Genomic DNA, 21,454 nt, shown 5'->3' on the forward strand with positions numbered 1-21,454 from the left:
TACGGAAGGACCCTCGGGTGCCTGTCTCCACTCGCTCATCCCAGCCGCCGGCTTCGAAAGAACCCGAGGACGACCCGACCGCGGAAACCGTGGACGCCGGTGGCCCCGAGGAACCGGCGAAGCCCGCGCAAGCGGCGCCGGAAACCGGGGGCGCCGAGGAGGCCGGGGGCTCCACCGGGGCCGGGGGGACCGGGGACGGCGAAGGGGCCGCGGAGATCACGGAAACCGGGGAGGCCATGGAGGCCGGAGAGGCGGTGGAGGTGGTGGAGGCCGCAGAGACTGAGGCCGCGGGCTCACAGGCCTCGGGCCGGGACACCCCGGCACCGGACGCCCAGGCCACCGACGCCTCCGCGCCGGACACGGCAGACCCGCGTGTCCCCGACCCGGACGCCCCGGCACCCGACGCCTCCGCGCCCGACAACCAAGCCCCACCCGCCCCCGACACCCCTGCGGCGGATTCCGCCGCTGTCGGCGCAGGTGGGCGCAAGTCGCTCAGGGCCCGTATCGCTCACCGGCGTGCCTGGCGGGGGCGGCATCCTCGGGCTGCGCGGGTGGTGTGGTGGGCGGTGACGGTTCTCTCGCTCGTGCTGGTGATCGGCGCGCTGTTGCTGCCGAACCGGATGGCCGCGCTCCAGGTGAACCGGTTCGTCCGGCTGCCGGGTGAGGCGATCATCGGGGCGGCGGTGCTGCTGGCGCTGCCGCGTCGGCCGCGAATCGCCCTGGCGGCGCTCGGGGGCGCCGTCCTCGGTGCGCTGACCGTGGTGAACGTGCTCGACATCGGCTTCTGGGAGTACCTCGGCCGCCCGTTCAACCTGGTCCTGGACTGGGGCCTGCTGGACGACGCCCAGTCGTACCTCGCCGACACCATGGGCAGGACCACCGCCGTCGCCGCCGCGGTCGGCGTCGTTCTGCTCGTCCTCCTCGTGGTCACGCTCATGGCGCTGGCGACGGTTCGGCTGAGCAACGCCCTGATGCTCGACACCCGCCGGGCCACCCGGGGCACACTGATCGCCGGCACCGCCTGGATCACCTGTTCCGTGATCGGTCTGCAGTACGCGGGGGTCCCTGTCGCCTCCGACCGGGCGGCGAGCCGCCTGGAGTCCGAGGCCCGGTCGGTGCGCAGCACCCTGCGGGACGAGGCCGCGTTCGCGAAGGAGGCCCGCAGGGACACCTTCGGCGACACCCCGCCCGACCAGCTCGTGCCGGACCTGCGCGGCAAGGACATGATCTTCACGTTCATCGAGAGCTACGGCCGCAGCGCCATCGAGGACCCGATCATGGCACCCGGCGTCGACGCGACCCTCGAAGCCCGCACCGAGGCCCTCGCGAAGGCCGGCTTCCACGCCAAGAGCGGCTGGCTGACCTCGGCGACGTACGGAGGGAGCAGCTGGCTCGGCCACTCCACCACCCTGTCCGGGCTGTGGGTCGACAACCAGCAGCGCTACCGCACGGTGATGGCCAGCGACCACCTCTCCCTCACCAAGGCGTTCCGCAAGACCGGCGCCTGGGACACCGTCGGGATCATGCCGGGCGTCCAGAAGGGCTGGCCGGAGGCGAAGTTCTACGGCCTCGACAAGGTCTACAACGCCTTCCAGATGGGCTATCAGGGGCCGAAGTTCAGCTGGTCGACCATGCCGGACCAGTACGCGCTCGAGGCGTTCCAGAAGCTGGAGCACGGCAAGGACCGCGACAAGCCGCTGATGTCGGAGATCATCCTGACCTCCAGTCACCAGCCGTGGGGGCCGATCCCGGAGATGGTCGGCTGGGACGAGGTCGGCGACGGCTCGATCTTCCAGGGCATCCAGGCGGCCGGGAAGAAGGCGTCCGACGTCATCGCCGACTCCACCCTGTCCCGTCAGGAGTACGGCAAGTCGATCCAGTACTCGGTGACCGCCCTCACCGAGTGGCTGGAGCGCTACGGCAGCGACGACACCGTCCTGGTCTTCCTCGGCGACCACCAGCCGATCGCCCGGGTCAGCGGTGACAACGCCAGCCGGGACGTACCGATCTCGATCGTCGCCAAGGACCCGAAGGTGCTCGACAAGATCGCCGGCTGGAACTGGACCGACGGCCTCAAGCCGGCCCACAACGCCCCGGTGTGGAAGATGAGTTCGTTCCGCGACCGCTTCCTCACGGCGTACGGGTCGACCCCGCGTCCCAGCAAGGGCTGATCAGCCGCCGGACGTGTCCAGTTCCGCGTCCTCGCTCACGCCCGCGCAGTCGTACGGGTCCTTCAGCCAACCGTCCGGCAGCACCACCCGGTTGTTGCCGGACGTACGGCCGCGGGGCCCGTCGGCGTCGGCGGGCCAGGGCTGGTCGAGGTCCAACTCGTCCAGCCCTGTGCGGAGTTCCTCCAGCGAGGACGTGATCGCGAGCCGCTTGCGCATCTCGGAGCCGACCGCGAACCCCTTGAGGTACCAGGCGACGTGCTTGCGGAAGTCGACGACCCCCTTGGACTCGTCGCCGATCCACTCGCCGAGCAGGGTGGCGTGCCGGACCATGACGTCGGCGACCTCGCGGAGAGACGGCCGCGCGATGGCTTCCGTACGTCCTTCGAAGGCCGCCACCAGGTCCGCGAACAGCCATGGCCGCCCCAGGCATCCGCGCCCCACGACCACTCCGTCGCAGCCGGTCTCCCGCACCATCCGCAGCGCGTCCTCGGCCGACCAGATGTCCCCGTTGCCGAGTACCGGGATCTCCGGCACGTGCTCCTTGAGCCGCGCGATCGCGTCCCAGTCCGCCGTGCCGCCGTAGTGCTGGGCCGCGGTGCGGCCGTGCAGGGCGATGGCGGTGACGCCCTCCTCGACGGCGATACGCCCGGCGTCGAGGTAGGTGATGTGGTCGTCGTCGATGCCCTTGCGCATCTTCATCGTCACCGGAAGGTCGCCGGCGCCGCTGACCGCCTCGCGCAGGATGGCGCGCAGCAGGTTCCGCTTGTAGGGGAGCGCGGACCCGCCGCCCTTCCTGGTCACCTTGGGGACCGGGCAGCCGAAGTTCAGGTCGATGTGGTCGGCGAGGCCCTCCTCCGCGATCATGCGGACGGCCTTGCCGACGGTCGCCGGGTCGACGCCGTACAACTGGATCGAGCGCGGCTTCTCGGTCGCGTCGAAGTGGATCAGCTGCATGGTCTTCTCGTTGCGCTCGACCAGCGCCCGGGTCGTGATCATCTCGCTCACGAAGAGCCCCTTGCCCCCGCTGAACTCCCTGCACAGCGTGCGGAAGGGCGCGTTGGTGATCCCGGCCATGGGGGCCAGCACGACAGGCGGCCGGACGGTGTGCGGGCCGATCTGCAGGGTCGTGTTCTTCGCGGGCGCGGTCGTGGGCATTCCTCCATTGTGCCGTGTGAGACACCCGGCTCATTCTTTAGTTAGCCGCACTATCGACCTGGGCGTACGATGGGTCGCATGCCCGAGCTCAGCCTCCGCCGACGTCAGCTCGTCCTCGCGATCTGCTGCATGAGCCTGCTGATCGTGAGCCTCGACAACACCGTGCTCAATGTCGCCCTGCCCGCGATGGAGCGTGACCTGCACGCCTCCACCGCCGGGCTGCAGTGGACGATCGACGCCTACACGCTGGTACTGGCCACGCTGCTCATGCTCGCGGGCTCCACGGCCGACCGGATCGGCCGCAAGAAGGTCTTCATGGCGGGCCTGGTCGTGTTCTCGCTCGGCTCGCTGCTCTGTTCCCTGGCCCCCAGCCTCGAGTTGCTGATCGCGGCCCGGATGGTCCAGGCGGTCGGCGGTTCGATGCTCAACCCGGTCGCCATGTCGATCATCACCAACACCTTCACCGACCCGCGTGAGCGCGCCCGGGCGATCGGCGCGTGGGGCGCGGTCGTGGGCATCTCCATGGCGGCGGGCCCGCTGCTCGGCGGGCTGCTGGTGGAGTCGGTGAGCTGGCGCGCGATCTTCTGGCTCAACCTGCCGGTGGGCCTGGCCGCCCTCCTGCTCACCCTCCGTTACGTCCCCGAGTCCCGCGCCCCGAAGGCCCGCCGCCCCGACCCGGTCGGCCAGTTGCTGGTCATCGCGCTGTTCGGCTCCCTGACGTACGCGATCATCGAGGCGCCCGGGGCGGGCCCGGCGACCAGCGGTCCCTTCGCGGCGCTGGCCCTGGCCGCGCTGGCAGGGCTCCTCCTCTACGAACCTCGCCGCGCCGAACCCCTCATCGACCTGCGGTTCTTCCGTTCCGCGCCGTTCAGCGGGGCGACGGTGGTGGCGGTCAGCGCGTTCGCGGCGCTGGGCGGGTTCCTGTTCCTGTCCACCCTGTATCTCCAGAACGTACGGGGTCTGGACGCGCTGCACGCCGGTCTGTGGATGCTGCCGATGGCCGTACCGACGTTCCTGTGCGCGCCGCTGTCCGGCCGCCTGGTGGGCACCCGGGGTCCCCGCCTGCCGCTGATCGTCGCGGGGTTCGCGATGACGACGAGCGCGCTGCTGTTCGCCGCCTTCGACGCGGAGACGTCGAACGTGACGCTGTTCCTCGGGTACGTGCTGTTCGGGGTGGGGTTCGGCTTCGTGAACGCGCCGATCACGAACACGGCGGTGTCCGGGATGCCGCGCAGCCAGGCGGGGGTGGCGGCGGCGGTCGCGTCCACCAGCCGCCAGCTGGGCCAGACCCTCGGTGTCGCGGTGGTCGGCGCGGTACTGGCGGCGGGCGTGAGTGTGACGTCGTACCGGGAGACGTTCGTCTCCGCCGCCGTCCCCGGCTGGTGGATCCTCACCGCCTGCGGGCTGCTCGTCCTCGTCCTCGGTGCCCTGACCACCGGGCCGTGGGCCCGGCGGACGGCCGAGCGGACGGCGGAGCGCCTGGAGGCGAAGGACGTCCGGGAGTCGGCGGGCGTCAGCGCCTGAGCGTTCTGCCGGCGCCAGGTGGAGGCGGTGCCGCGGCACTAGCTCACCGCGAGCAGGTACAGCTTCTCCAGCCGCTCCCGCGTCGCCTCGTCCACAGGGGTGTACGTCACCAGACGGGCCCCGTGCTCCGGGCTGAGCCACAGGTCCGTGTGGTGGAGGTTGAGCAGGCCCACGTGCGGGTTGCGGAACTGCTTGGTCTTGCTGCGGTTGGCGAGGATCTCGTACCGCTCCCAGTTCTCGCGGAACTCCGGGGACTCCGTCTGGAGCCGCTTGACCAGCATCTTCCAGGCCGGTTCGGAGAGATGGCCGGCCATGGAGGCGCGCAGCTTCGCGGCCATCAGCCGCATGGTCTCCTCCAGGTGGACGATCGAGGACCGCCACTCGGGGTGCGTGTGGACCAGAAGCATGCAGTTGCGGTCCTCGGGCGGGATCGCGTCGAGGTCGCACAGGAGGCGGGAGTAGGTGCGGTTGTAGGCCGCGATGTCGTAGCGGCTGTTCTGGACGCAGGCGGGCAGCGGGTCGAGCTGGTCCAGCGTCATGCGCACGGCGTCGGTGATGCCGGTGCAGGACGCGGCCGGGGTCGGGTCGACGGCGCCGGCCAGCTGGAAGAGGTGGACGCGTTCGCTCGCGTCGAGCATCAGCGTGCGGGCGAGCGCGTCGAGGACCTGAACCGAGACATGGATGTCCCGGGCCTGTTCGAGCCAGGTGTACCAGGTGACGCCGACCGAGGAGAGATGGGCGACCTCCTCGCGGCGCAGACCCGGTGTACGGCGGCGGGCTCCGCGCGGGAGCCCGACCTCTTCCGGGGTGATCCGCTCACGGCGGCTGCGCAGGAAGGCGGCGAGTTCGTGGCGACGGATCTCCGACCCGGCCACGGCCTGCTCCTGGACCATCGTCGTCATGTCTCCAGCGTGCCGCCACCCGGACCCTGTTGCCAGGTGCTCCTTGTACCAGGATAAGAACACTCTGGTACCCGTCTGGGGCGCGGTGCAGCCTCAACAGAGTGACTCAGACAACCACCACCCAGCCTCTCCTGGGCGCCCGCGCACCGAAGACGGCGCTCACGTCCTTCGGGCTGTTCACCGTGCTGCTCGGCGCGGCGCTGCCCCTCATCGACTTCTTCATCGTCAATGTCGCCCTGCCCACCATCGGCCGGGACCTCGACGCGAGCGAGTCCGTCCTGGAACTCGTCGTCGCCGGGTACGGGGTCGCGTACGCCGTCCTCCTCGTCCTCGGCGGGCGGCTGGGCGACCTGTTCGGCCGGCGCCGGCTCTTCCTCGGCGGTATGGCCGCCTTCGGCCTGACCTCGCTGGTCTGCGGGCTAGCGCCCGGCGCCTGGTCGCTGGTCGCGGCACGGGTCGCCCAGGGCGCCTCGGCCGCCGTCATGGTCCCGCAGGTCCTCGCGACCATCCAGTCGTCCACGGAGGGACCGCGCCGGGCCAAGGCGATGAGCCTGTACGGCGCCACGGCCGGGCTGTCCATGGTGGCGGGCCAGATCCTGGGCGGTGTCCTGGTGGCGGCGGACATCGCCGGCACGGGGTGGCGTTCGGTGTTCCTGGTGAACGTCCCCGTCGTGGTCGTGGGCCTGGTCCTCGCCGTCCGTACGGTCCCCGAGACCCGCTCGCAGCACCCGGAGCCGGTGGACGGCCCCGGCACGGTTCTCCTCGCCGCGGCCATGCTGGCACTGCTGGCCCCCCTCACCGAGGGCCGCGCGGCGGGCTGGCCCCTGTGGACCTGGCTGTCCCTGGCCGCCTTCCCGCTGGTCGCGGCGGCGTTCTACGTCGTCGAACGCCGGGCCGACCGACGCGGCCGTACGCCCCTGGTCCCGCCGAGCCTTTTCGCGCTCACCACGCTCCGGCGCGGTCTGACGATCATGGCGCCGCTGGCCGTGGGCTTCAGCGGGTTCATGTTCGTGCTGGCGGTGGCCCTGCAGCGCGGGGCGGGCCTGGGCCCGGTCCCGGCCGGTCTGGCTCTCGCCCCCATGGCCCTCGCCTTCTTCGCGGCCTCGCTCGCCGGTCCCCGGCTGGTGGCCCGGTTCGGGTCGCGGGTGGTGACGGCGGGGTCGGTGCTGCAGGGCATCGGCATCCTGCTGATCGTCCTGACGGTCCGCGCCGACTGGCCCGACGTGGGCTTCGCCGAACTGCTGCCGGGCGCGGCGATCGCCGGCGCCGGCCAGGCCTTCCAACTGCCCGTGGTCATGCGGATCGTGATGTCCGAGGTGCCGCCTGCCCGGGCGGGGGTCGGCAGCGGGATGATGGTGACCACCCAACAGGCCTCCCTGGCCCTGGGTGTGGCCACTCTCGGTACCCTCTTCCTCTCCCTGGTGCCGGGGTTGGGCATGCGGGACGCGCTGCTGACGACGCTGGTCGTGCAGGTGGGCGGGGTGGTGGTGACGGGGCTGCTGAGTCTGCGGCTGCCGCGGCGGATCGGTTAGCGGCAGGGAAACAGGTTGGTCAAGCAGCGGCCCCCGATCCCCCGTTGATGTTGGTCTTGCTGCACACTCCCTGCGGGAGGCGTCATGCTGCAGATCAACACGAGCAAGGTGACCCGCTGGGACCAGCACGGACGTGAACACGTCGTCCAGGTGCGGCGCGCGGGTGTGCAGCGCACCATCACCTGTGACACCTGCGGCTGGCGCAAGGGCGCGCAGTTCCTGCCCTGGCTGAAGGCGGCCGAGCACCTGGCCGAGGCCCACCAGGCGACGGTGGATCCGTCGGGGGGCGCGCAGCAGCGATGAGTTCCGGGCGCGCGGGGAGTCGTAGGTGTCGTGGCTGACGACAGGACGACCCGCACCGGAAGGCCCGCGGCATGAGCGCTCTGTACAAGACCCTGCGACGGTACGTGGACGACGGCACGGTGCCGGGAGCGGTGGGTCTGGTGGCCCGCGGCGACGAGGTGGAGGTGGTGACCGTCGGTTCCGTGGACGCCGACGGATCGGCCCCGATGGCCCGGGACTCCCTCTTCCGCATCGCCTCCATCACCAAACCGCTCACCGCCGCGGCGCTGCTGTTGCTGGTGGAGGAGGGGGTGGTGGGTCTGGAATCCCCGATATCCGAGTGGCTGCCGGAGCTGTCGGATCCGGTCGTGGTCCGTACGCCGTCCGGTCCCGTGGACGACGTCGTCCCGGCGTCCCGCCCGATCACGGTCGAGGATCTGCTGACCTCCCGCCCCGGCTGGGGTTTCCCCTCCGACTTCGCCCTCCCGGCGGTCCGGGCCCTGTTCACCGTGCAGAAGGACGGCCGCGCCCCGCAGGCGTACCCCGACCCGGACACCTGGCTGACTGATCTGGCCCGGGTGCCGTTGCTGTACCAGCCGGGAGCGGCATGGCTGTACGGCACGGCGTCCGACCTGCAGGGCATCCTGATCGCGCGGGCGTCGGGCCGCGCCTTGCCCGACTTCCTGGCGGAGCGGCTGTTCGAGCCGCTGGGCATGAAGGACACGGCGTTCGAGGTGCCGAAGGAGAAACGGGACCGCTTCACCACCGCGTACCGTCCCGACGGCTTCGGCGCGCTGGAGCTCGCCGACGGGCCGGACGGGCAGTGGAGCGGGGTTCCGGCGTTTCCCTCGGGGGGCGGGGGCCTGGTGTCGACGGCCGACGACTGGCTGGCGTTCGGGCGGCTGTTGCTGAACGGGGGCGGTGGGCTTCTCTCACCGACCTCGGTGAGCCGCATGACGAGCAACCACTTGAGCATCCCGCAGCGGGAACGGGGGGCGCTGTTCCTGGAGGGCCAGGGGTGGGGGTACGGCGGCCAGGTCGACGTCGCTCCCCTGGATCCGTGGAACGCACCCGGGCGGTACGGCTGGGTCGGCGGGACGGGCACCACGGCACACGTCGTCCCGGCCACGGGCGCGGTGACGATTCTGCTGACGCAGGTGGCGATGGAGAACCCGACGCCGACTCCGCTGATGCGGGACTTCTGGCGGTGTGCGGCGGGCGTCTGAGGCCTGCCCGGTGGACCCCCTAGGCTTCGTCGGCGCCGAGGTCGCTGACGAGGCCCCGCAGCAGCGGTCCGTATTCCGGGTGGGCCAGGGCGTGGGCCATTTGGGCGACCAGGTAGTCGGCGGGGTTGCCGGTGTCGTACCAGCGGCCCTGGATGACCTGGCCGTAGACCGCCCGGGTGGCCGCGTAGGCGTTGATCGCGTCGGTGAGGTAGATCTCGCCGGTGCGGTGCTCGTACCAGCGGCGGGTCTGCTCGCGGAGTTCGTCGACGATACCGGGGGTGATGACATAGCCGCCGATGGCCGCGAAGGAGGACGGGGCCGTGGCGGGGTCGGGCTTCTCGACCAGGCCGGTGATGCGGAGGGTGCCGCCGCCGAGGTCCTCCTTGACGACGGGGACGCCGTAGCGCTGGGAGTCGGCGGGGTCCATCGGCATGAGGGCGAGCACGGGGCAGCCGGTCCGCTCGTAGGCGCGGACCAGCTGCTGGGCCCGGGGCACCTCCGCCACGAACACGTCGTCGGGCCACAGGACCAGCACCGGCTCGTCGCCGAAGGAGCGTGCGGCGTTCAGCACGGGCGTGCCGTTGCCGTACGGGCCGCGCTGGTCGAGGTAGGTGATGTGGCCCTTGCGGGCCAGCTCGGCGATCTCCTCGACGGCGTCCGCGTAGGCCTGCTTGCCGTCGGCGCGCAGTTGGTCGACCAGGGCGGGGTTGGGGCGGAAGTGGTCCTGGATGAGTGACTTGCCACCGGAGACGACGATGGTGATGTCGGTGATGCCGGAGTCCACCAGTTCGCGCACGGTGTGCTCGATCACCGGCTTGTCCCCGACCGGGAGCATCTCCTTCGGCGTCGCCTTGGTCAGCGGCAGCAGACGGGAACCGAGCCCGGCGGCCGGGATCACGGCCCTGCGGATCGTCGGGGGCATCAGGTCTCTCCGGGTTCTGTCTCGGTCGTCTCACGGTCGGGCCGCACACTTTAGTCCGCGGCCCGCCGGCCCGCCCGCAGTCCCCTCAGCAGCAGGTCCACCAGCGCCGTGAAGTCGGCGTCGGCCTCGGGCCGCTCCCACACCTCGAAGTAGCCGGGGTCGTGGAAGCGGCCGGTGGCCTGGAAGACGGCGCGGGCCTCGGTCGCCGGGTCGGGGGCGGTGAAGGCCCCGGCCCCGGCCCCCGCCTCGATGATCCGCGTGAGCTGACCGGTCAGGTCGGCGAGATGCTCGCCGACCACCTCGCCGCTCTCCTCGGACAGCACCATGTAGGTGGCGAACAGCTCGGGGTCGTCGCCCGCCTTGCGCCGCTTGGCCTCGAAGAGGGCGGCGAGCCAGTCGCGCAGCCGGGTCCCCGGGTCGCGAGCCGTGTCGGCGGCGATGCCGGCGAGCGCCTCCGACGTGCGGTCCAGCCAGCGTTTCGTGACCGCCTCGCGCAGCGCCGCCTTCGTACGGAAGTGGCGGTAGACGCTGCCGTGGCTGACGCCGAGCGCGCGGGCCACGTCCACCACGGTGGCCTTGGCCGGACCGTGGCGCCGCAGCACCTCCTCGGTCGCTTCGAGGATCCGCTCGGCGGTCAGGGTCTCGGAGGTCTGCGGTGCCATGCTCAGACCGTACCTGGAGGGGGTTTCAGCGCTCGCTGTCGAGGCGCTCCATGGCAGCCGCGGCGTAACGGTCGCCCGCCGCCGCGTCGGCCGGGACGGCCTCCTCGATCGCCGCGAGGTCCGCCGCGTCGAGTACGACGTCCAGGGCGCCCAGCGACTCCGCGAGCCGCTCCCGGGTGCGGGCGCCGACCAGCGGGACGATGTCCTCGCCCCGGGCCAGCACCCAGGCGATCGCGATCCGGGCGACGGAGACGCCCTTCTGCTCGGCGATCTTGCGGAGCGCCTCGACCAGGTCGAGGTTGTGCCGGAGGTTCTCGCCCTGGAAGCGGGGCGAGTGGGCCCGGAAGTCGTCGGCGGCGAGCCGCCGGTCGGCGGTGAAGTGGCCGGAGATCAGGCCCCGGCCGAGGACTCCGTACGCGGTGATGGAGATGCCCAGCTCACGGGTGGTGGGCAGGATCGACTTCTCGACGCCCCGGGAGATCAGCGAGTACTCGATCTGGAGGTCGGCGATCGGCGCGGTCGCGGCGGCCCTGCGGATGGTCTCGGCGCCGACCTCGCTGAGGCCGATGTGGCGGACGTACCCCTGCTCGACGAGTTCGGCGATCGCGCCGACCGTCTCCTCCACGGGGACGTCCGGGTCGAGGCGGGCGATGCGGTAGACGTCGATGTGGTCGGCGCCGAGGCGCTGGAGGGAGTAGGCGGCGAAGTTCTTCACGGCGGCGGGGCGGCCGTCGTAGCCCGCCCAGGAGCCGTCGGGGCCGCGCAGCGCGCCGAATTTCACGCTGGTCAGCGCCTGTTCGCGGCGCGCGGCGGGCGCGGTGCGCAGGGCCTCGCCGATCAGCAGCTCGTTGCTGCCCATGCCGTAGAAGTCGCCGGTGTCGAGCAGCGTGACACCGGCCTCCAGTGCGGCGTGGATGGTGGCGATCGACTCGGCCCGGTCCGCGTGGCCGTACAGCGCGGTCATGCCCATGCAGCCGAGGCCGAGGGCCGAGACGCGGGGGCCGGTGGTGCCGAGCGGGCGGGTTTGCATCGTCGAGTGCGTGGTCATGCACCCAGCTTCACAGGATGGCTGACAGATTTCAATATCTGTCAGTCAATATTTGTCAGCCGCGAGCCGTCGCCCCGGTCCCCCGGCCGCGCTTCGCGGGCCGCCCTCTGTCAGTCGCCGTGGGGCACGAGCTGCACCCTGATGTCGTTCTTGTACGGAAGGACGACCGTCTGGTCCCGGCCCTTCTCCCAGTCCGCAGTGACCAGGAACAGCCGCCCGCCGGAAGCCAGCAGCAGCCGGAAGCCCTGGTACCGGTAGCGGTACGCCCCCGCCGTCTGCCCCGCCGCGCCCACCCGTGTCTCGGTCACGCCGGTGGGCAGACCGTTCAGCGGCACCCTGGTGTCGACGACGACCTCGGGGCGGTCCGCGAGCCGCTCCACGTCCTCCTCGCCCCGGCCTTGGCCGTACGCCCACGCCAGCTGCGTCGACGCCCAGAACAGCCCGGCCACGCACAGCAGGATCGCGAACATCGCGCCGTTGCGGGCCAGGCGCTCCGACAGCAGCGGATGTCCGCGCTGCCGGCCGTAGATCCAGACGCCGTACGCCACCGCCGCGGGTCCGAAGGCCAGCGACACCGGCACGATGCCGATCCGCACGCTGGTCTCGTAGTTCGGTGTGAAGACCCCGATGAGCGCCTGCGCGGTCAGCAGGACGCCGATGAGCAGGAAGCCGTACGCGACGAACGCGCTGGTACTGGCGGCGGGGCCGCCCTCTCCCGAGTCGCGGGACAGCACCCACAGGACGAGGGCGTGGATGCCGACGAGCGCCAGGGCGGCGAGGAAGAGGATGACCGCCGGAACGTAGATCACCTCCAGGCCGTCCAGCATGAGGTCCTGGTTGGAACGGCCGGTCATGTCCACGGGGACGCCGAAGTACTCGTACCGCGCGCGGGTGGCGATGTAGCCGAAGTAGAAGAGCAGCGCGGTCACCAGCGTGGTCGGCCCCACCGCCTCCGCGAACTGCCGGATCCGGACGGAGACGGGTTGCTGAGCGGGGGCCGGGTCAGCCGCCGCCGGTGAGGCAGGTGGGGTCGGCGGCGGGTCCTCGTCCGTCATCGTTCTCCGGGGAAGGAGGGGAGGGAGGGGAAGGAGAGCTGTCCGGCTCTGGCGGGGAATCCGGGGCCGGCGAGTCGTCCGGTTCGGGCTCGGGGGGCGCGTCCCGCGACGGCCCGACGTCCAGCGACGGCTGCGGGACGTTGCACTTGGTGTCACTGATGACCAACACCGGGTCCTGCCTCGTCGGCGGCCGAGCACCCCAGTGGATCTCGCTGCAGGGGGAGTTTTCCGGGTCGTCGCACAGATAGCGGACATGCACCCACGCCTCGACGTCGTACGCGCCCGGCTTGGCGCCCGCCGCCGGGACCACCCCCGCCAGGCACCGCCCGCTCGGGGGCAGCCGGACGGCACGGCAGGGCGGCGGCGGCCGGTCGTTGGGATCGTCCTCGGGGTGGTAGTCGCCCGAGCAGTGCGCGCCGTCGTCGGACCGGACCGCCGCACCCTGCGGCCCCGACTTCACGGCGAAGGAGACGCTGTCGACGGTTCCGGTCATGCCCGTCTTGTTGATGACGGTGAGACAGCCCTCACCACCCCGGTCGCCGTCGAGGTGCAGGCCGTTCACGTGCAGGGAGCGCCGGCCGCCGTCGGTGGTCTCGCCGTCGCCGCCCGTCTCGCCGTCATTCCTCCCGCCGTCGTTCCTCTCGCCGTCGCCGGCCGTCTCGCCGCCGGTCGACGTGCCGCCGCCCGACGTGCCGTTGCCGGAGGCGGTGCCGGACGCGGTCGTTCCGTCGTCGTGCGTACCGCTGCCGGTCCGCGTGCCGACGGAGCCGGTCGCGTCATGGTCGGCGGACGTCCCGCTGTCGACGGTGGCGGATCTGACCAGCCATACGATCCCGAGCACCGCCACGACACCGAGGACCGCCGCCATGACGCTGAGGCGGGCACGCGAAGGTGGCATGTCTGGAGAATATGGTCATCTCTCGCACCCTTCCCGCTGGACTGCTCCAAGCGCCTGAACAGCGTGAGGCCGGCCCCGACGTCAATCCCCCGTCGGGGCCGGCCTCCTCACTGCTCCGGGTGCCGTGAGCGGCTAGGGCGTGTGGTGAAAGTCCCGCCTGCCCGGCCCTCCGGGCGGACGACGCTCGTGATCAATACACCTAGGCGCCGATCAGGCGACCCGCCAGGTAGCTCTCGATCTGGTCGAGGGACACGCGCTCCTGCTTCATCGAGTCACGCTCGCGGACGGTCACCGCGTTGTCCTCGAGGGTGTCGAAGTCGACCGTCACGCAGTACGGCGTACCGATCTCGTCCTGACGGCGGTAGCGGCGGCCGATGGCACCGGCGTCGTCGAACTCGATGTTCCAGTGCTGGCGCAGGGCGGCGGCGAGGCCCTTGGCCTTGGGCGACAGCTCCGGGTTCCGCGAAAGGGGAAGCACGGCGACCTTCACCGGGGCCAGGCGGTGGTCGAGGCGCAGGACGGTGCGCTTCTCCAGCTTGCCCTTGGCGTTCGGCGCCTCGTCCTCGATGTAGGCGTCGAGGAGGAAGGCCAGCATCGCGCGGCCGACACCGGCCGCGGGCTCGATGACGTAGGGGGTCCAGCGCTCCTGGGCCTCCTGGTCGAAGTAGGAGAGGTCCTGGCCGGAGGCCTTGGCGTGCGCGGAGAGGTCGAAGTCGGTGCGGTTGGCGACGCCCTCCAGCTCGCCCCACTCGTTGCCGCCGAACTGGAAGCGGTACTCGATGTCAGCGGTGCGCTTCGAGTAGTGGGAGAGCTTCTCCTTCGGGTGGTCGTACCACCGCATGTTCTCCTCGCGCAGGCCCAGGCCGGTGTACCAGTTCCAGCGCTGCTCCATCCAGTACTCCTGCCACTTCTCGTCCTCGCCCGGCTTGACGAAGAACTCCATCTCCATCTGCTCGAACTCGCGGGTGCGGAAGATGAAGTTGCCGGGCGTGATCTCGTTGCGGAAGGACTTGCCCATCTGCGCGATGCCGAACGGCGGCTTGCGGCGCGAAGTGGTCTGCACCTGGGCGAAGTTGGTGAAGATGCCCTGGGCGGTCTCGGGGCGCAGGTAGGCGATGGAGCCGGTGTCCTGCGTGGGGCCGAGGTGGGTGGAGAGCAGACCCGAGAACTGCTTGGGCTCGGTGAACTGGCCCTTGTTGCCGCAGTTGGGGCAGTTCACGTCCGCCAGGCCGTTCTCCGGCGCGCGGTGGTGCTTGGCCTCGTACGCCTCTTCCAGGTGGTCCGCGCGGAACCGCTTGTGGCAGGAGGTGCACTCGGTCAGCGGGTCGGAGAAGGTGGCGACGTGACCGGAGGCGACCCAGACCTCGGGGGCCAGGATCACGGACGAGTCGATGCCGACCACGTCCTCGCGCGACGTCACCATGTAGCGCCACCACTGGCGCTTCAGGTTCTCCTTGAGCTCGACACCCAGCGGTCCGTAGTCCCAGGCGGCCTTCTGACCGCCGTAGATCTCACTGCACGGGAATACGAAGCCACGGCGCTTGCTCAGGCTGACGATGGTGTCGATCTTGTCGGCGGCCACGGTGCTCTCTTCATAACGACGACGGACGACGAAGCGAGATGCTTCCAGCGAATGATTCAGGGTACCGGCGGGGGCTCCCCCACGACCAAATCGGATCCCGTTCCCGAGGCCGGGACCGTCGCCCCCACGGGCCCTGCCGGCCTCTTTCCGGAAGCTTGTTGACAACGGTTTCCATATTAGTTGAAAATGACTGTCATGAACGTGCGACGACTCATACCGGGCACCGCCCTCGCGGCGGTCACCGCCCTCGGCTTCGGCACCCTCACCGCCTGCTCCTCCGACAGCGCCGCGGCCAACACGGACAAGTTCGACGTCGTCGCGTCGTTCTACCCGATGGCCTTCCTCGCCGAGCAGATAGGCGGGGGCCATGTGCACGTCACCAGCCTGACCGAGCCCGGCCAGGAGCCGCACGACCTGGAGATCAGCGCCCAGCAGACCGCGCGGCTCCAGGAGTCCGACGCGGTGCTCTACCTCAAGAACCTCCAGCCCTCCGTCGACCAGGCCGTGGCCCAGTCCGAGATCAAGACGAAGATCGACGCCGGCTCCCTCACCACGCTGGAGAAGCACGGCAACGAGGTCGGCGGCCACGCGGCCTCCCACGACGACTCCGAGAACGACGAGCTGTCCGGCCTCGACCCCCACATCTGGCTCGACCCGGTGCGCTACGCCCAGGTCGCCGAGGGCGTCGGCAAGGCCTTCGAGAAGGCCGACCCGGATCACGCGGCCGACTACAAGACCAACACCGCGGCCCTGGTGAAGAAGCTCGACGGCCTCGACACCGAGTTCAAGACCGGGCTCGCCGACACCAGGACCAAGGTCTTCATCACCACCCACGCCGCCTTCGGCTACCTCGCCGAGCGCTACGGCCTGACCGAGGAGGCCATCAACGGCCTCGACCCCGAGTCGGAGCCCAGCGCCGCCCGGGTGAAGGAGCTTGAGAAGATGGCCAAGGCCGACGGCGTCACCACCGTGTTCTACGAGACGCTCGTCAGCGACAAGACCGCGAAGACCATCGCCTCGGACGCCGGACTGAAGACGGACGTCCTCGACCCGATCGAGGGCATCACGGACAAGTCCCGGGGCAACAACTACTTCTCGGTCCAGAGGGCCAACCTCAAGGCGCTGCAGACGGCCCTGGGAGCCAAGTGACCTGCGATCGGAGAGCGGCATGACCGAGCCCGTCATATCCCTGCGCGGAGTCCGCGCCGACCTGGGCTCGCGCCCCGTCCTGCGCGGCATCGACCTCACCGTGCGCCGCGGAGAGGTCGTCGCCCTGCTCGGCGCCAACGGCTCCGGCAAGTCGACGGCCGTACGCGGCATCATCGGCCAGGTGGCGATCGGCTCGGGTGAGATCGAGCTGTTCGGCACCCCGCAGCGCCGATTCCGCGAGTGGGCCCGCATCGGCTACGTCCCCCAGCGCACGACAGCCGCCGGCGGCGTCCCGGCCACAGTCACGGAGGTCGTCTCCTCGGGCCGCCTCTCCCGCACCCGCTTCGGCGTCTTCCGCAAGGCCGACCGGGAGGCCGTACGGCGTGCCCTGGACCTCGTGGGCATGACGGACCGGGCGAAGGACAACGTCGACGCGCTCTCCGGCGGCCAGCACCAGCGGGTGCTGATCGCCCGCGCCCTCGCCTCCGAGCCGGAACTGCTGATCATGGACGAGCCGATGGCGGGGGTGGACCTGGCGAGCCAGGAGGTCCTGGCGCAGACGCTGAAGGAACAGGTCGCGGCAGGTACGACCGTCCTGCTCGTCCTGCACGAGCTGGGCCCGCTGGAGCCTCTGATCGACCGGGCGGTCGTCCTGCGCGACGGCTGTGTGCTCCACGACGGCCCGCCCCCGCGGGCGGTCGGCCAGCACGCCCTGCCCGGCCACGACCACGTACACCCGCACGAGCACGAGCCGATGCGCACGGGCCTGCTGAACTGATGGGCTGGTAATGGACTTCCTCGACTACGCCTTCATGCAGCGGGCGCTGCTCGCCGCCGTCCTGGTCGGCATCACGGCCCCCGCCGTGGGCATCTATCTGGTCCAGCGCCGCCAGGCGTTGATGGGCGACGGCATCGGCCACGTCGCGATGACCGGCGTCGGCCTCGGCTTCCTGCTCTCCGCGTCCCCGGTCTGGATGGCGACGGCGGTCTCGGTGCTCGGCGCGGTGCTGATGGAACTCATCCGCTGGTACGGCAGGACCCGCGGCGACATCGCCCTCGCCATGCTCTTCTACGGCGGTATGGCCGGCGGCGTGATGTTCATCAACCTCGCGCCGACCGGGTCGAACGCGAACCTCACGTCGTACCTCTTCGGGTCCCTGTCGACGGTGTCGGACTCGGACGTGACGGCGATCTGCCTCCTCGCGGCCCTCGTGGTGCTGGTCACCGTCGGCCTGCGCCGCCAGCTCTTCGCGGTCAGCCAGGACGAGGAGTTCGCGAGGGTGACGGGCCTGCCGGTCCGCGCCCTGAACCTCCTCACCGCGGTCACGGCGGCGGTGACGGTGACCGTCGCGATGCGCGTGGTGGGCCTGCTGCTGGTGAGCGCGCTGATGGTGGTGCCGGTGGCGGCCGCCCAGCAGCTGAGCCGGAGCTTCGCCGCCACCTTCGCGATCGCGGTGGCGATCGGTGTGACGGTGACGATCAGCGGCACGGTGACCTCGTACTACCAGGACGTCCCGCCCGGCGCGACGATCGTGCTGTTGACCATCGCCGCGTTCCTCACGCTGAGCGCGCTGACCGCCCCGCTGGCCCGGCGCCGCGCCCGTGCGGCAGCCGCCGCCCGGCCCGCCGGGGACCCGGCCGAGTGCGCGATTCCGGCCGGCCGGGGGGCCGGGGATGGGATCGGCGTCTGACCGCGCACAGCCCGGGCTGGCACAATGGCCCGGCAAGCCGCAGACGTGAGGAGGCAACGGTGACGACCGCTGGACCGCCCGTGAAGGGCCGCGCCACCCGGCAGCGCGCCGCCGTGGCGGCGGCACTGGACGAGGTCGACGAGTTCCGCAGCGCGCAGGAACTGCACGACATGCTCAAGCACAAGGGCGACTCGGTCGGTCTGACCACGGTGTACCGCACCCTCCAGTCCCTCGCCGACGCCGGCGAGGTCGACGTCCTGCGCACCTCCGACGGCGAGTCCGTCTACCGCCGCTGCTCCAGCGGCGACCACCACCATCACCTGGTCTGCCGCACCTGCGGCAAGGCGGTCGAGGTGGAGGGGCCCGCCGTGGAGAAGTGGGCGGAGGCGATCGCGGCGGAGCACGGGTACGTCAATGTGGCGCACACCGTGGAGATCTTCGGCACCTGCGCGGACTGCGCCACGGGCTGAGCCGCTGCCCGCCGTGCCCCTCGCCCGGTTGTTCCGCGGCCGCGCGGGCGGGGCCGGCCCAGCAGGGCGCACACGGCCAGGGTGAGGGCGGGGGTCCCGCGCGGTCTCATGTCCGGATCGTCGATGACCTCCGTGAACCCCCGACGGATGCGAGGTGGCCGGTCAGGTGGTCGGCCTGCCCTCCATCGCCAGCAGTTCCTCGTTCGGGATGGCCCCGCCGAAGCGGCGGTCCCGCGAGGCGAACTCGACGCACGCCCGCCACAGGTCACGCCGGTCGAAGTCCGGCCACAGCACGTCCTGGAAGACCATCTCGGCGTACGCGCTCTGCCAGATCAGGTAGTTGGAGGTGCGCTGCTCGCCGCTGGGGCGCAGGAACAGGTCCACGTCCGGCATGTCCGGGTAGTACAGGTACTTCGCGAGGGTCTTCTCGGTGATCTTGGCGGGGTCGAGCCGGCCCGCCTTCACGTCCTCGGCGAGGGCCTGCGCGGCGTCGGCGATCTCGGCACGTCCGCCGTAGTTCATGCAGAAGTACAGGGTGAGGCGGTCGTTGTCCTTGGTCTGCTCCTGGGCGACCTGGAGCTCCTTGGCGACCGACTTCCACAGCTTGGGCATCCGGCCCACCCAGCGCACACGGATGCCGAGTTCGTCGAGGGTGTCGCGGGTCTTGCGGATGAAGTCGCGGTTGAAGTTCATCAGGAAGCGGACCTCGTCGGGCGAGCGCTTCCAGTTCTCGGTGGAGAAGGCGTACAGCGAGATGTTCTTCACGCCGATCTCGATCCCGCCCTGCAGCACGTCCAGCACCCGCTCGGCACCGACCTTGTGCCCCTCGGTCCGGGGCAGGCCGCGCCGCTTGGCCCAGCGCCCGTTGCCGTCCATGACGATCGCCACATGCTCGGGAACCAGTTCGCCGGGGAGCTTCGGCGCGCGGGCGCCGGAGGGATGCGGCTCAGGTGCCTTGTACTCCCGACGCTGCCGCCCCAGGAACCCGCGTACGACCATGTGTCTCGTCTCTCCTCTTGCCCTTGTTTCTCGCGGCTTATTTCTCTACGTACCGAAGGGAGCGCAGGCCGCGCTCCAGATGCCAGTGCAGGTAGGCGGAGACCAGCCCGCTCCCCTCCCGGACGTACCGCGGCTCGCACGCGTCCGCGGTCTCCCAGTCTCCCGTGAGCAGCGCGCCCAGCAGCACCAGGGTCTGGGGCGAGGGTACGACGCTGCCGGGCACCCGGCAGTCGGCGCAGACGCTGCCGCCGGAGGCGACCGAGAAGAACCGGTTCGGCCCGGGCATGCCGCACTTCGCGCAGGCCTCGAAGCTGGGGGCGTAGCCGTTGACGGCGAGGGATCGCAGCAGGAAGGCGTCGAGGACCAGGTGGGGCGCGTGCTCGCCCCGGGCCAGGGTCCTGAGCGCCCCGACGAGCAGCAGGTACTGCTGCACGGCCGGCTCGCCCTCGTGGTCGGTGAACCGCTCGGCGGTCTCCAGCATGGCCGTCCCGGCGGTGTAGCGCGCGTAGTCGGTCACGATGCCGCCGCCGTAGGGCGCGATGGTCTCGCTCTGCGTACACAGCGGCAGACCGCGTCCGACCAGCTCGCTCCCCCGGGCGAAGAACTGCACGTCGACATGGGAGAAGGGCTCGAGCCGCGCCCCGAACTTCGACTTCGTCCGCCGCACCCCGCGTGCCACGGCCCGCACCCGCCCGTGCCCGCGGGTGAGGAGGGTGATGATCCGGTCGGCCTCACCGAGCTTCTGGGTCCGCAGGACGACTCCGTCATCCCTGAAGAGACTCATCGCACACCGCCCCGGAACCGTTCACCCGGGTTCTGGGTGCGCGGCACGATGCCGTCGTCGCGGAACAGGCTCATGCGGCCCATTCTCGCCTACGCGGCGGGGGTGCTGTGCCCGGGCCGTTAGGATCCGCCGGGTGGTGCGGCAGGCGCTGGGGCGCGATTTCGGGTGGTTGTGGTCGGCGTACACCGTCAGCAGCGTCGGAACCTGGGTGGCCTTCAGCGCGTTTCCCCTGATCGCCGTACTGGAACTGCACGCGGGGCCGTCGGAGGTGGCGGCGCTGGCGGCCGTGGGGCCCGCGGTGGGGGCCGTGCTCGCGGTGCCGCTCGGGCCGTGGGTGGAGTTCCGCCGGAAGCGGCCGGTGATGATCGCCGCGGACCTGATCCGGTGCGGGGCCATGCTGAGCGTCCCCGCGGCCTACGTGCTCGGCGTCCTCTCCCTGGCACAGCTGCTGCTGGTGTCGGTGGTCGTCGCGGTGGCGGACATCTCCTTCACGTCGGCGAGCGGGGCCTTCCTGAAGGCGCTGGTGCCGCCGGAGAACCTGCTTGCGGCGAACGGCCGGTTCGAGTCGACGACGTGGACGTCCACGATGCTCGGGCCGCCGCTCGGCGCGGCGTTGATGGGACTGTTCGGCCCGGTCGTGACGGTCGCGGCGGACGGGATCAGCTATCTGCTGTCGGCACTGGGATTGCGTGCGATCGCCGGCCCGGAGCCGGATCCGGCTCGGAAGGACTCCACGGGCCGACTGACCGCCGGAGCCCTGCTCGCGGGCTGGCGCCATCTGCTCACCCACCGCGGTCTGCGTCCCCTGTTCCTCAACACGGTCCTGGTCAACGCCCTGATCATGGCCGGCTCGCCGCCGCTGACCGTGCTGATGCTGGGCCCGCTGCACTTCGAGCCCTGGCAGTACACGACCGTCTTCGCGATGCCCTGCCTGGGCGGCCTGCTCGGCTCCCGGCTCGCCCCCCGGCTGGTCGCCCGCCACGGCCGCCGCCGCGTCCTGCTGACGACGGGAATCCTGCGCGTCTGCTGGCCGCTCGGGCTGGCGTTCGTAGGACCCGGCGCGGGCGGACTGGCGCTGGTGATGGCCGTGGAGTTCGGCCTGATCACCTGCGTGGGCATCTACAACCCCGTCCTCGCCACGACCCGCCTGGAGCTGACCCCGACGGACCGGGTGGCCCGTACCCTCTCGGCCTGGACGGTCGCCGGCCGGGCGACCACCGCCACGATCACAGCCCTCTGGGGCACCCTGGCAACCCTCACCGACCCCCGCACCGCCCTCGCGGCGGCGGGGGTGGCGCTGTTGGTTACGCCTTTGCTGTTGGTGGGGGTTGGGGGGAGGGGGGAGACTCCGGTGACGGCCAAGGAGACCGCTGAGGCAGCCGAAGCTTCTTGACCTGGGCGC

General features: G+C 71.1%; 20 protein-coding genes. 10 read left to right on the forward strand and 10 right to left on the reverse strand.

All coding sequences use genetic code 11. The features are described 5' to 3' along the window. Positions 1-17 precede the first annotated feature (17 nt). A complete protein-coding gene (locus tag ACIBVL_RS04430; protein ID WP_399091500.1) occupies positions 18-2,171 on the forward strand; it encodes a CDP-alcohol phosphatidyltransferase in 2,154 nt (717 codons plus the stop codon). Here ACIBVL_RS04430 and dusB read toward each other — a convergent pair whose 3' ends face one another. Further along, positions 2,172-3,326: a tRNA dihydrouridine synthase DusB gene (dusB, locus tag ACIBVL_RS04435; protein ID WP_399091503.1), complete on the reverse strand. Its 1,155-nt coding sequence runs from the start codon at positions 3,324-3,326 to the stop codon at positions 2,172-2,174. 78 nt (positions 3,327-3,404) lie between these two features. Here dusB and ACIBVL_RS04440 point away from each other — a divergent pair, with 78 nt between their 5' ends. Then, on the forward strand, positions 3,405-4,850 hold the full coding sequence (locus ACIBVL_RS04440; RefSeq protein ID WP_399091506.1) for an MFS transporter: 1,446 nt from the start codon (positions 3,405-3,407) through the stop codon (positions 4,848-4,850). A 38-nt stretch (positions 4,851-4,888) separates the two neighbouring features. Here ACIBVL_RS04440 and ACIBVL_RS04445 read toward each other — a convergent pair whose 3' ends face one another. Further along, positions 4,889-5,752, reverse strand: coding sequence for a helix-turn-helix transcriptional regulator (locus tag ACIBVL_RS04445; RefSeq protein WP_399091509.1), 864 nt, complete (start codon positions 5,750-5,752; stop codon positions 4,889-4,891). Positions 5,753-5,853: 101 nt separating this feature from the next. On the opposite strand from ACIBVL_RS04445, the gene ACIBVL_RS04450 reads away from it, so the two are divergent. From ACIBVL_RS04450 to ACIBVL_RS04460, 3 genes are all read left to right on the forward strand, one after another. Further along, entirely contained in the window at positions 5,854-7,284 is a 1,431-nt protein-coding gene (locus ACIBVL_RS04450) for an MFS transporter (RefSeq protein ID WP_399091512.1), read from the forward strand. 84 nt (positions 7,285-7,368) lie between these two features. Further along, positions 7,369-7,587: a hypothetical protein gene (locus ACIBVL_RS04455; RefSeq protein ID WP_399091515.1), complete on the forward strand. Its 219-nt coding sequence runs from the start codon at positions 7,369-7,371 to the stop codon at positions 7,585-7,587. Between the two features lie 71 nt (positions 7,588-7,658). Continuing rightward, positions 7,659-8,792 carry a serine hydrolase domain-containing protein gene (locus ACIBVL_RS04460; RefSeq protein ID WP_399091518.1) on the forward strand — a complete coding sequence of 378 codons (1,134 nt, stop codon included), beginning with the start codon at positions 7,659-7,661 and terminating at the stop codon, positions 8,790-8,792. Positions 8,793-8,811: 19 nt separating this feature from the next. Here ACIBVL_RS04460 and ACIBVL_RS04465 read toward each other — a convergent pair whose 3' ends face one another. From ACIBVL_RS04465 to ACIBVL_RS04490, 6 genes are all read right to left on the reverse strand, one after another. Beyond that, the gene (locus ACIBVL_RS04465; RefSeq protein ID WP_399091521.1) at positions 8,812-9,714 is read right to left on the reverse strand and encodes a UTP--glucose-1-phosphate uridylyltransferase; all 903 of its coding nucleotides are present in this window, start codon (positions 9,712-9,714) and stop codon (positions 8,812-8,814) included. Positions 9,715-9,764: 50 nt separating this feature from the next. Next, positions 9,765-10,376: a TetR family transcriptional regulator gene (locus tag ACIBVL_RS04470; RefSeq protein ID WP_399091524.1), complete on the reverse strand. Its 612-nt coding sequence runs from the start codon at positions 10,374-10,376 to the stop codon at positions 9,765-9,767. A gap of 25 nt (positions 10,377-10,401) precedes the next feature. Beyond that, a complete protein-coding gene (locus tag ACIBVL_RS04475) occupies positions 10,402-11,424 on the reverse strand; it encodes an aldo/keto reductase (protein WP_399091527.1) in 1,023 nt (340 codons plus the stop codon). A gap of 110 nt (positions 11,425-11,534) precedes the next feature. Next, positions 11,535-12,479, reverse strand: coding sequence for a hypothetical protein (locus ACIBVL_RS04480; protein WP_399091530.1), 945 nt, complete (start codon positions 12,477-12,479; stop codon positions 11,535-11,537). After that, on the reverse strand, positions 12,427-13,377 hold the full coding sequence (locus ACIBVL_RS04485; protein ID WP_399091533.1) for a hypothetical protein: 951 nt from the start codon (positions 13,375-13,377) through the stop codon (positions 12,427-12,429). The genes ACIBVL_RS04480 and ACIBVL_RS04485 overlap by 53 nt, the downstream gene beginning before the upstream one ends. 199 nt (positions 13,378-13,576) lie before the next feature. Next, positions 13,577-14,959 carry a glycine--tRNA ligase gene (locus tag ACIBVL_RS04490; protein ID WP_399091536.1) on the reverse strand — a complete coding sequence of 461 codons (1,383 nt, stop codon included), beginning with the start codon at positions 14,957-14,959 and terminating at the stop codon, positions 13,577-13,579. Between the two features lie 195 nt (positions 14,960-15,154). Here ACIBVL_RS04490 and ACIBVL_RS04495 point away from each other — a divergent pair, with 195 nt between their 5' ends. From ACIBVL_RS04495 to ACIBVL_RS04510, 4 genes are read left to right on the forward strand one after another with little or no spacing between them, the layout of a single operon-like run. After that, positions 15,155-16,108 carry a metal ABC transporter substrate-binding protein gene (locus ACIBVL_RS04495; protein WP_399091539.1) on the forward strand — a complete coding sequence of 318 codons (954 nt, stop codon included), beginning with the start codon at positions 15,155-15,157 and terminating at the stop codon, positions 16,106-16,108. A gap of 19 nt (positions 16,109-16,127) precedes the next feature. Next, complete coding sequence (locus ACIBVL_RS04500; protein ID WP_399091542.1) at positions 16,128-16,886, forward strand: metal ABC transporter ATP-binding protein; 759 nt, start codon at positions 16,128-16,130, stop codon at positions 16,884-16,886. A 10-nt stretch (positions 16,887-16,896) separates the two neighbouring features. After that, the gene (locus ACIBVL_RS04505; RefSeq protein ID WP_399091545.1) at positions 16,897-17,799 is read left to right on the forward strand and encodes a metal ABC transporter permease; all 903 of its coding nucleotides are present in this window, start codon (positions 16,897-16,899) and stop codon (positions 17,797-17,799) included. Between the two features lie 59 nt (positions 17,800-17,858). After that, on the forward strand, positions 17,859-18,269 hold the full coding sequence (locus ACIBVL_RS04510; protein ID WP_399091548.1) for a Fur family transcriptional regulator: 411 nt from the start codon (positions 17,859-17,861) through the stop codon (positions 18,267-18,269). A gap of 162 nt (positions 18,270-18,431) precedes the next feature. Here the strand turns inward: ACIBVL_RS04510 and ACIBVL_RS04515 are convergent, their stop codons facing one another. Both ACIBVL_RS04515 and recO read right to left on the reverse strand, forming a co-directional pair. After that, a complete protein-coding gene (locus tag ACIBVL_RS04515; RefSeq protein WP_399091551.1) occupies positions 18,432-19,268 on the reverse strand; it encodes an isoprenyl transferase in 837 nt (278 codons plus the stop codon). 37 nt (positions 19,269-19,305) lie between these two features. After that, a complete protein-coding gene (gene recO / locus ACIBVL_RS04520) occupies positions 19,306-20,052 on the reverse strand; it encodes a DNA repair protein RecO (RefSeq protein ID WP_399091554.1) in 747 nt (248 codons plus the stop codon). Between the two features lie 133 nt (positions 20,053-20,185). Between recO and ACIBVL_RS04525 the strand changes: the two genes are divergently transcribed. Further along, entirely contained in the window at positions 20,186-21,445 is a 1,260-nt protein-coding gene (locus ACIBVL_RS04525; protein WP_399091557.1) for an MFS transporter, read from the forward strand. Positions 21,446-21,454: the final 9 nt, after the last annotated feature.

The organism is Streptomyces sp. NPDC049687, assembly GCF_044465285.1.
Lineage (GTDB): Bacteria > Actinomycetota > Actinomycetes > Streptomycetales > Streptomycetaceae > Streptomyces.

What these genes read in the sequence shown, in the direction of transcription:
- ACIBVL_RS04455 (WP_399091515.1), top strand. Translation starts at nt 7,369, where the DNA reads ATGCTGCAGATCAACACGAGCAAGGTGACCCGCTGGGACCAGCACGGA.
- ACIBVL_RS04500 (WP_399091542.1), top strand. Translation starts at nt 16,128, where the DNA reads ATGACCGAGCCCGTCATATCCCTGCGCGGAGTCCGCGCCGACCTGGGC.
- ACIBVL_RS04485 (WP_399091533.1), bottom strand. Translation starts at nt 13,377, where the DNA reads ATGCCACCTTCGCGTGCCCGCCTCAGCGTCATGGCGGCGGTCCTCGGT.
- ACIBVL_RS04505 (WP_399091545.1), top strand. Translation starts at nt 16,897, where the DNA reads ATGGACTTCCTCGACTACGCCTTCATGCAGCGGGCGCTGCTCGCCGCC.
- ACIBVL_RS04515 (WP_399091551.1), bottom strand. Translation starts at nt 19,268, where the DNA reads ATGGTCGTACGCGGGTTCCTGGGGCGGCAGCGTCGGGAGTACAAGGCA.
- ACIBVL_RS04460 (WP_399091518.1), top strand. Translation starts at nt 7,659, where the DNA reads ATGAGCGCTCTGTACAAGACCCTGCGACGGTACGTGGACGACGGCACG.
- ACIBVL_RS04465 (WP_399091521.1), bottom strand. Translation starts at nt 9,714, where the DNA reads ATGCCCCCGACGATCCGCAGGGCCGTGATCCCGGCCGCCGGGCTCGGT.
- ACIBVL_RS04495 (WP_399091539.1), top strand. Translation starts at nt 15,155, where the DNA reads ATGAACGTGCGACGACTCATACCGGGCACCGCCCTCGCGGCGGTCACC.
- ACIBVL_RS04445 (WP_399091509.1), bottom strand. Translation starts at nt 5,752, where the DNA reads ATGACGACGATGGTCCAGGAGCAGGCCGTGGCCGGGTCGGAGATCCGT.
- ACIBVL_RS04475 (WP_399091527.1), bottom strand. Translation starts at nt 11,424, where the DNA reads ATGACCACGCACTCGACGATGCAAACCCGCCCGCTCGGCACCACCGGC.
- recO (WP_399091554.1), bottom strand. Translation starts at nt 20,052, where the DNA reads ATGAGTCTCTTCAGGGATGACGGAGTCGTCCTGCGGACCCAGAAGCTC.
- ACIBVL_RS04440 (WP_399091506.1), top strand. Translation starts at nt 3,405, where the DNA reads ATGCCCGAGCTCAGCCTCCGCCGACGTCAGCTCGTCCTCGCGATCTGC.
- ACIBVL_RS04480 (WP_399091530.1), bottom strand. Translation starts at nt 12,479, where the DNA reads ATGACGGACGAGGACCCGCCGCCGACCCCACCTGCCTCACCGGCGGCG.
- ACIBVL_RS04470 (WP_399091524.1), bottom strand. Translation starts at nt 10,376, where the DNA reads ATGGCACCGCAGACCTCCGAGACCCTGACCGCCGAGCGGATCCTCGAA.
- dusB (WP_399091503.1), bottom strand. Translation starts at nt 3,326, where the DNA reads ATGCCCACGACCGCGCCCGCGAAGAACACGACCCTGCAGATCGGCCCG.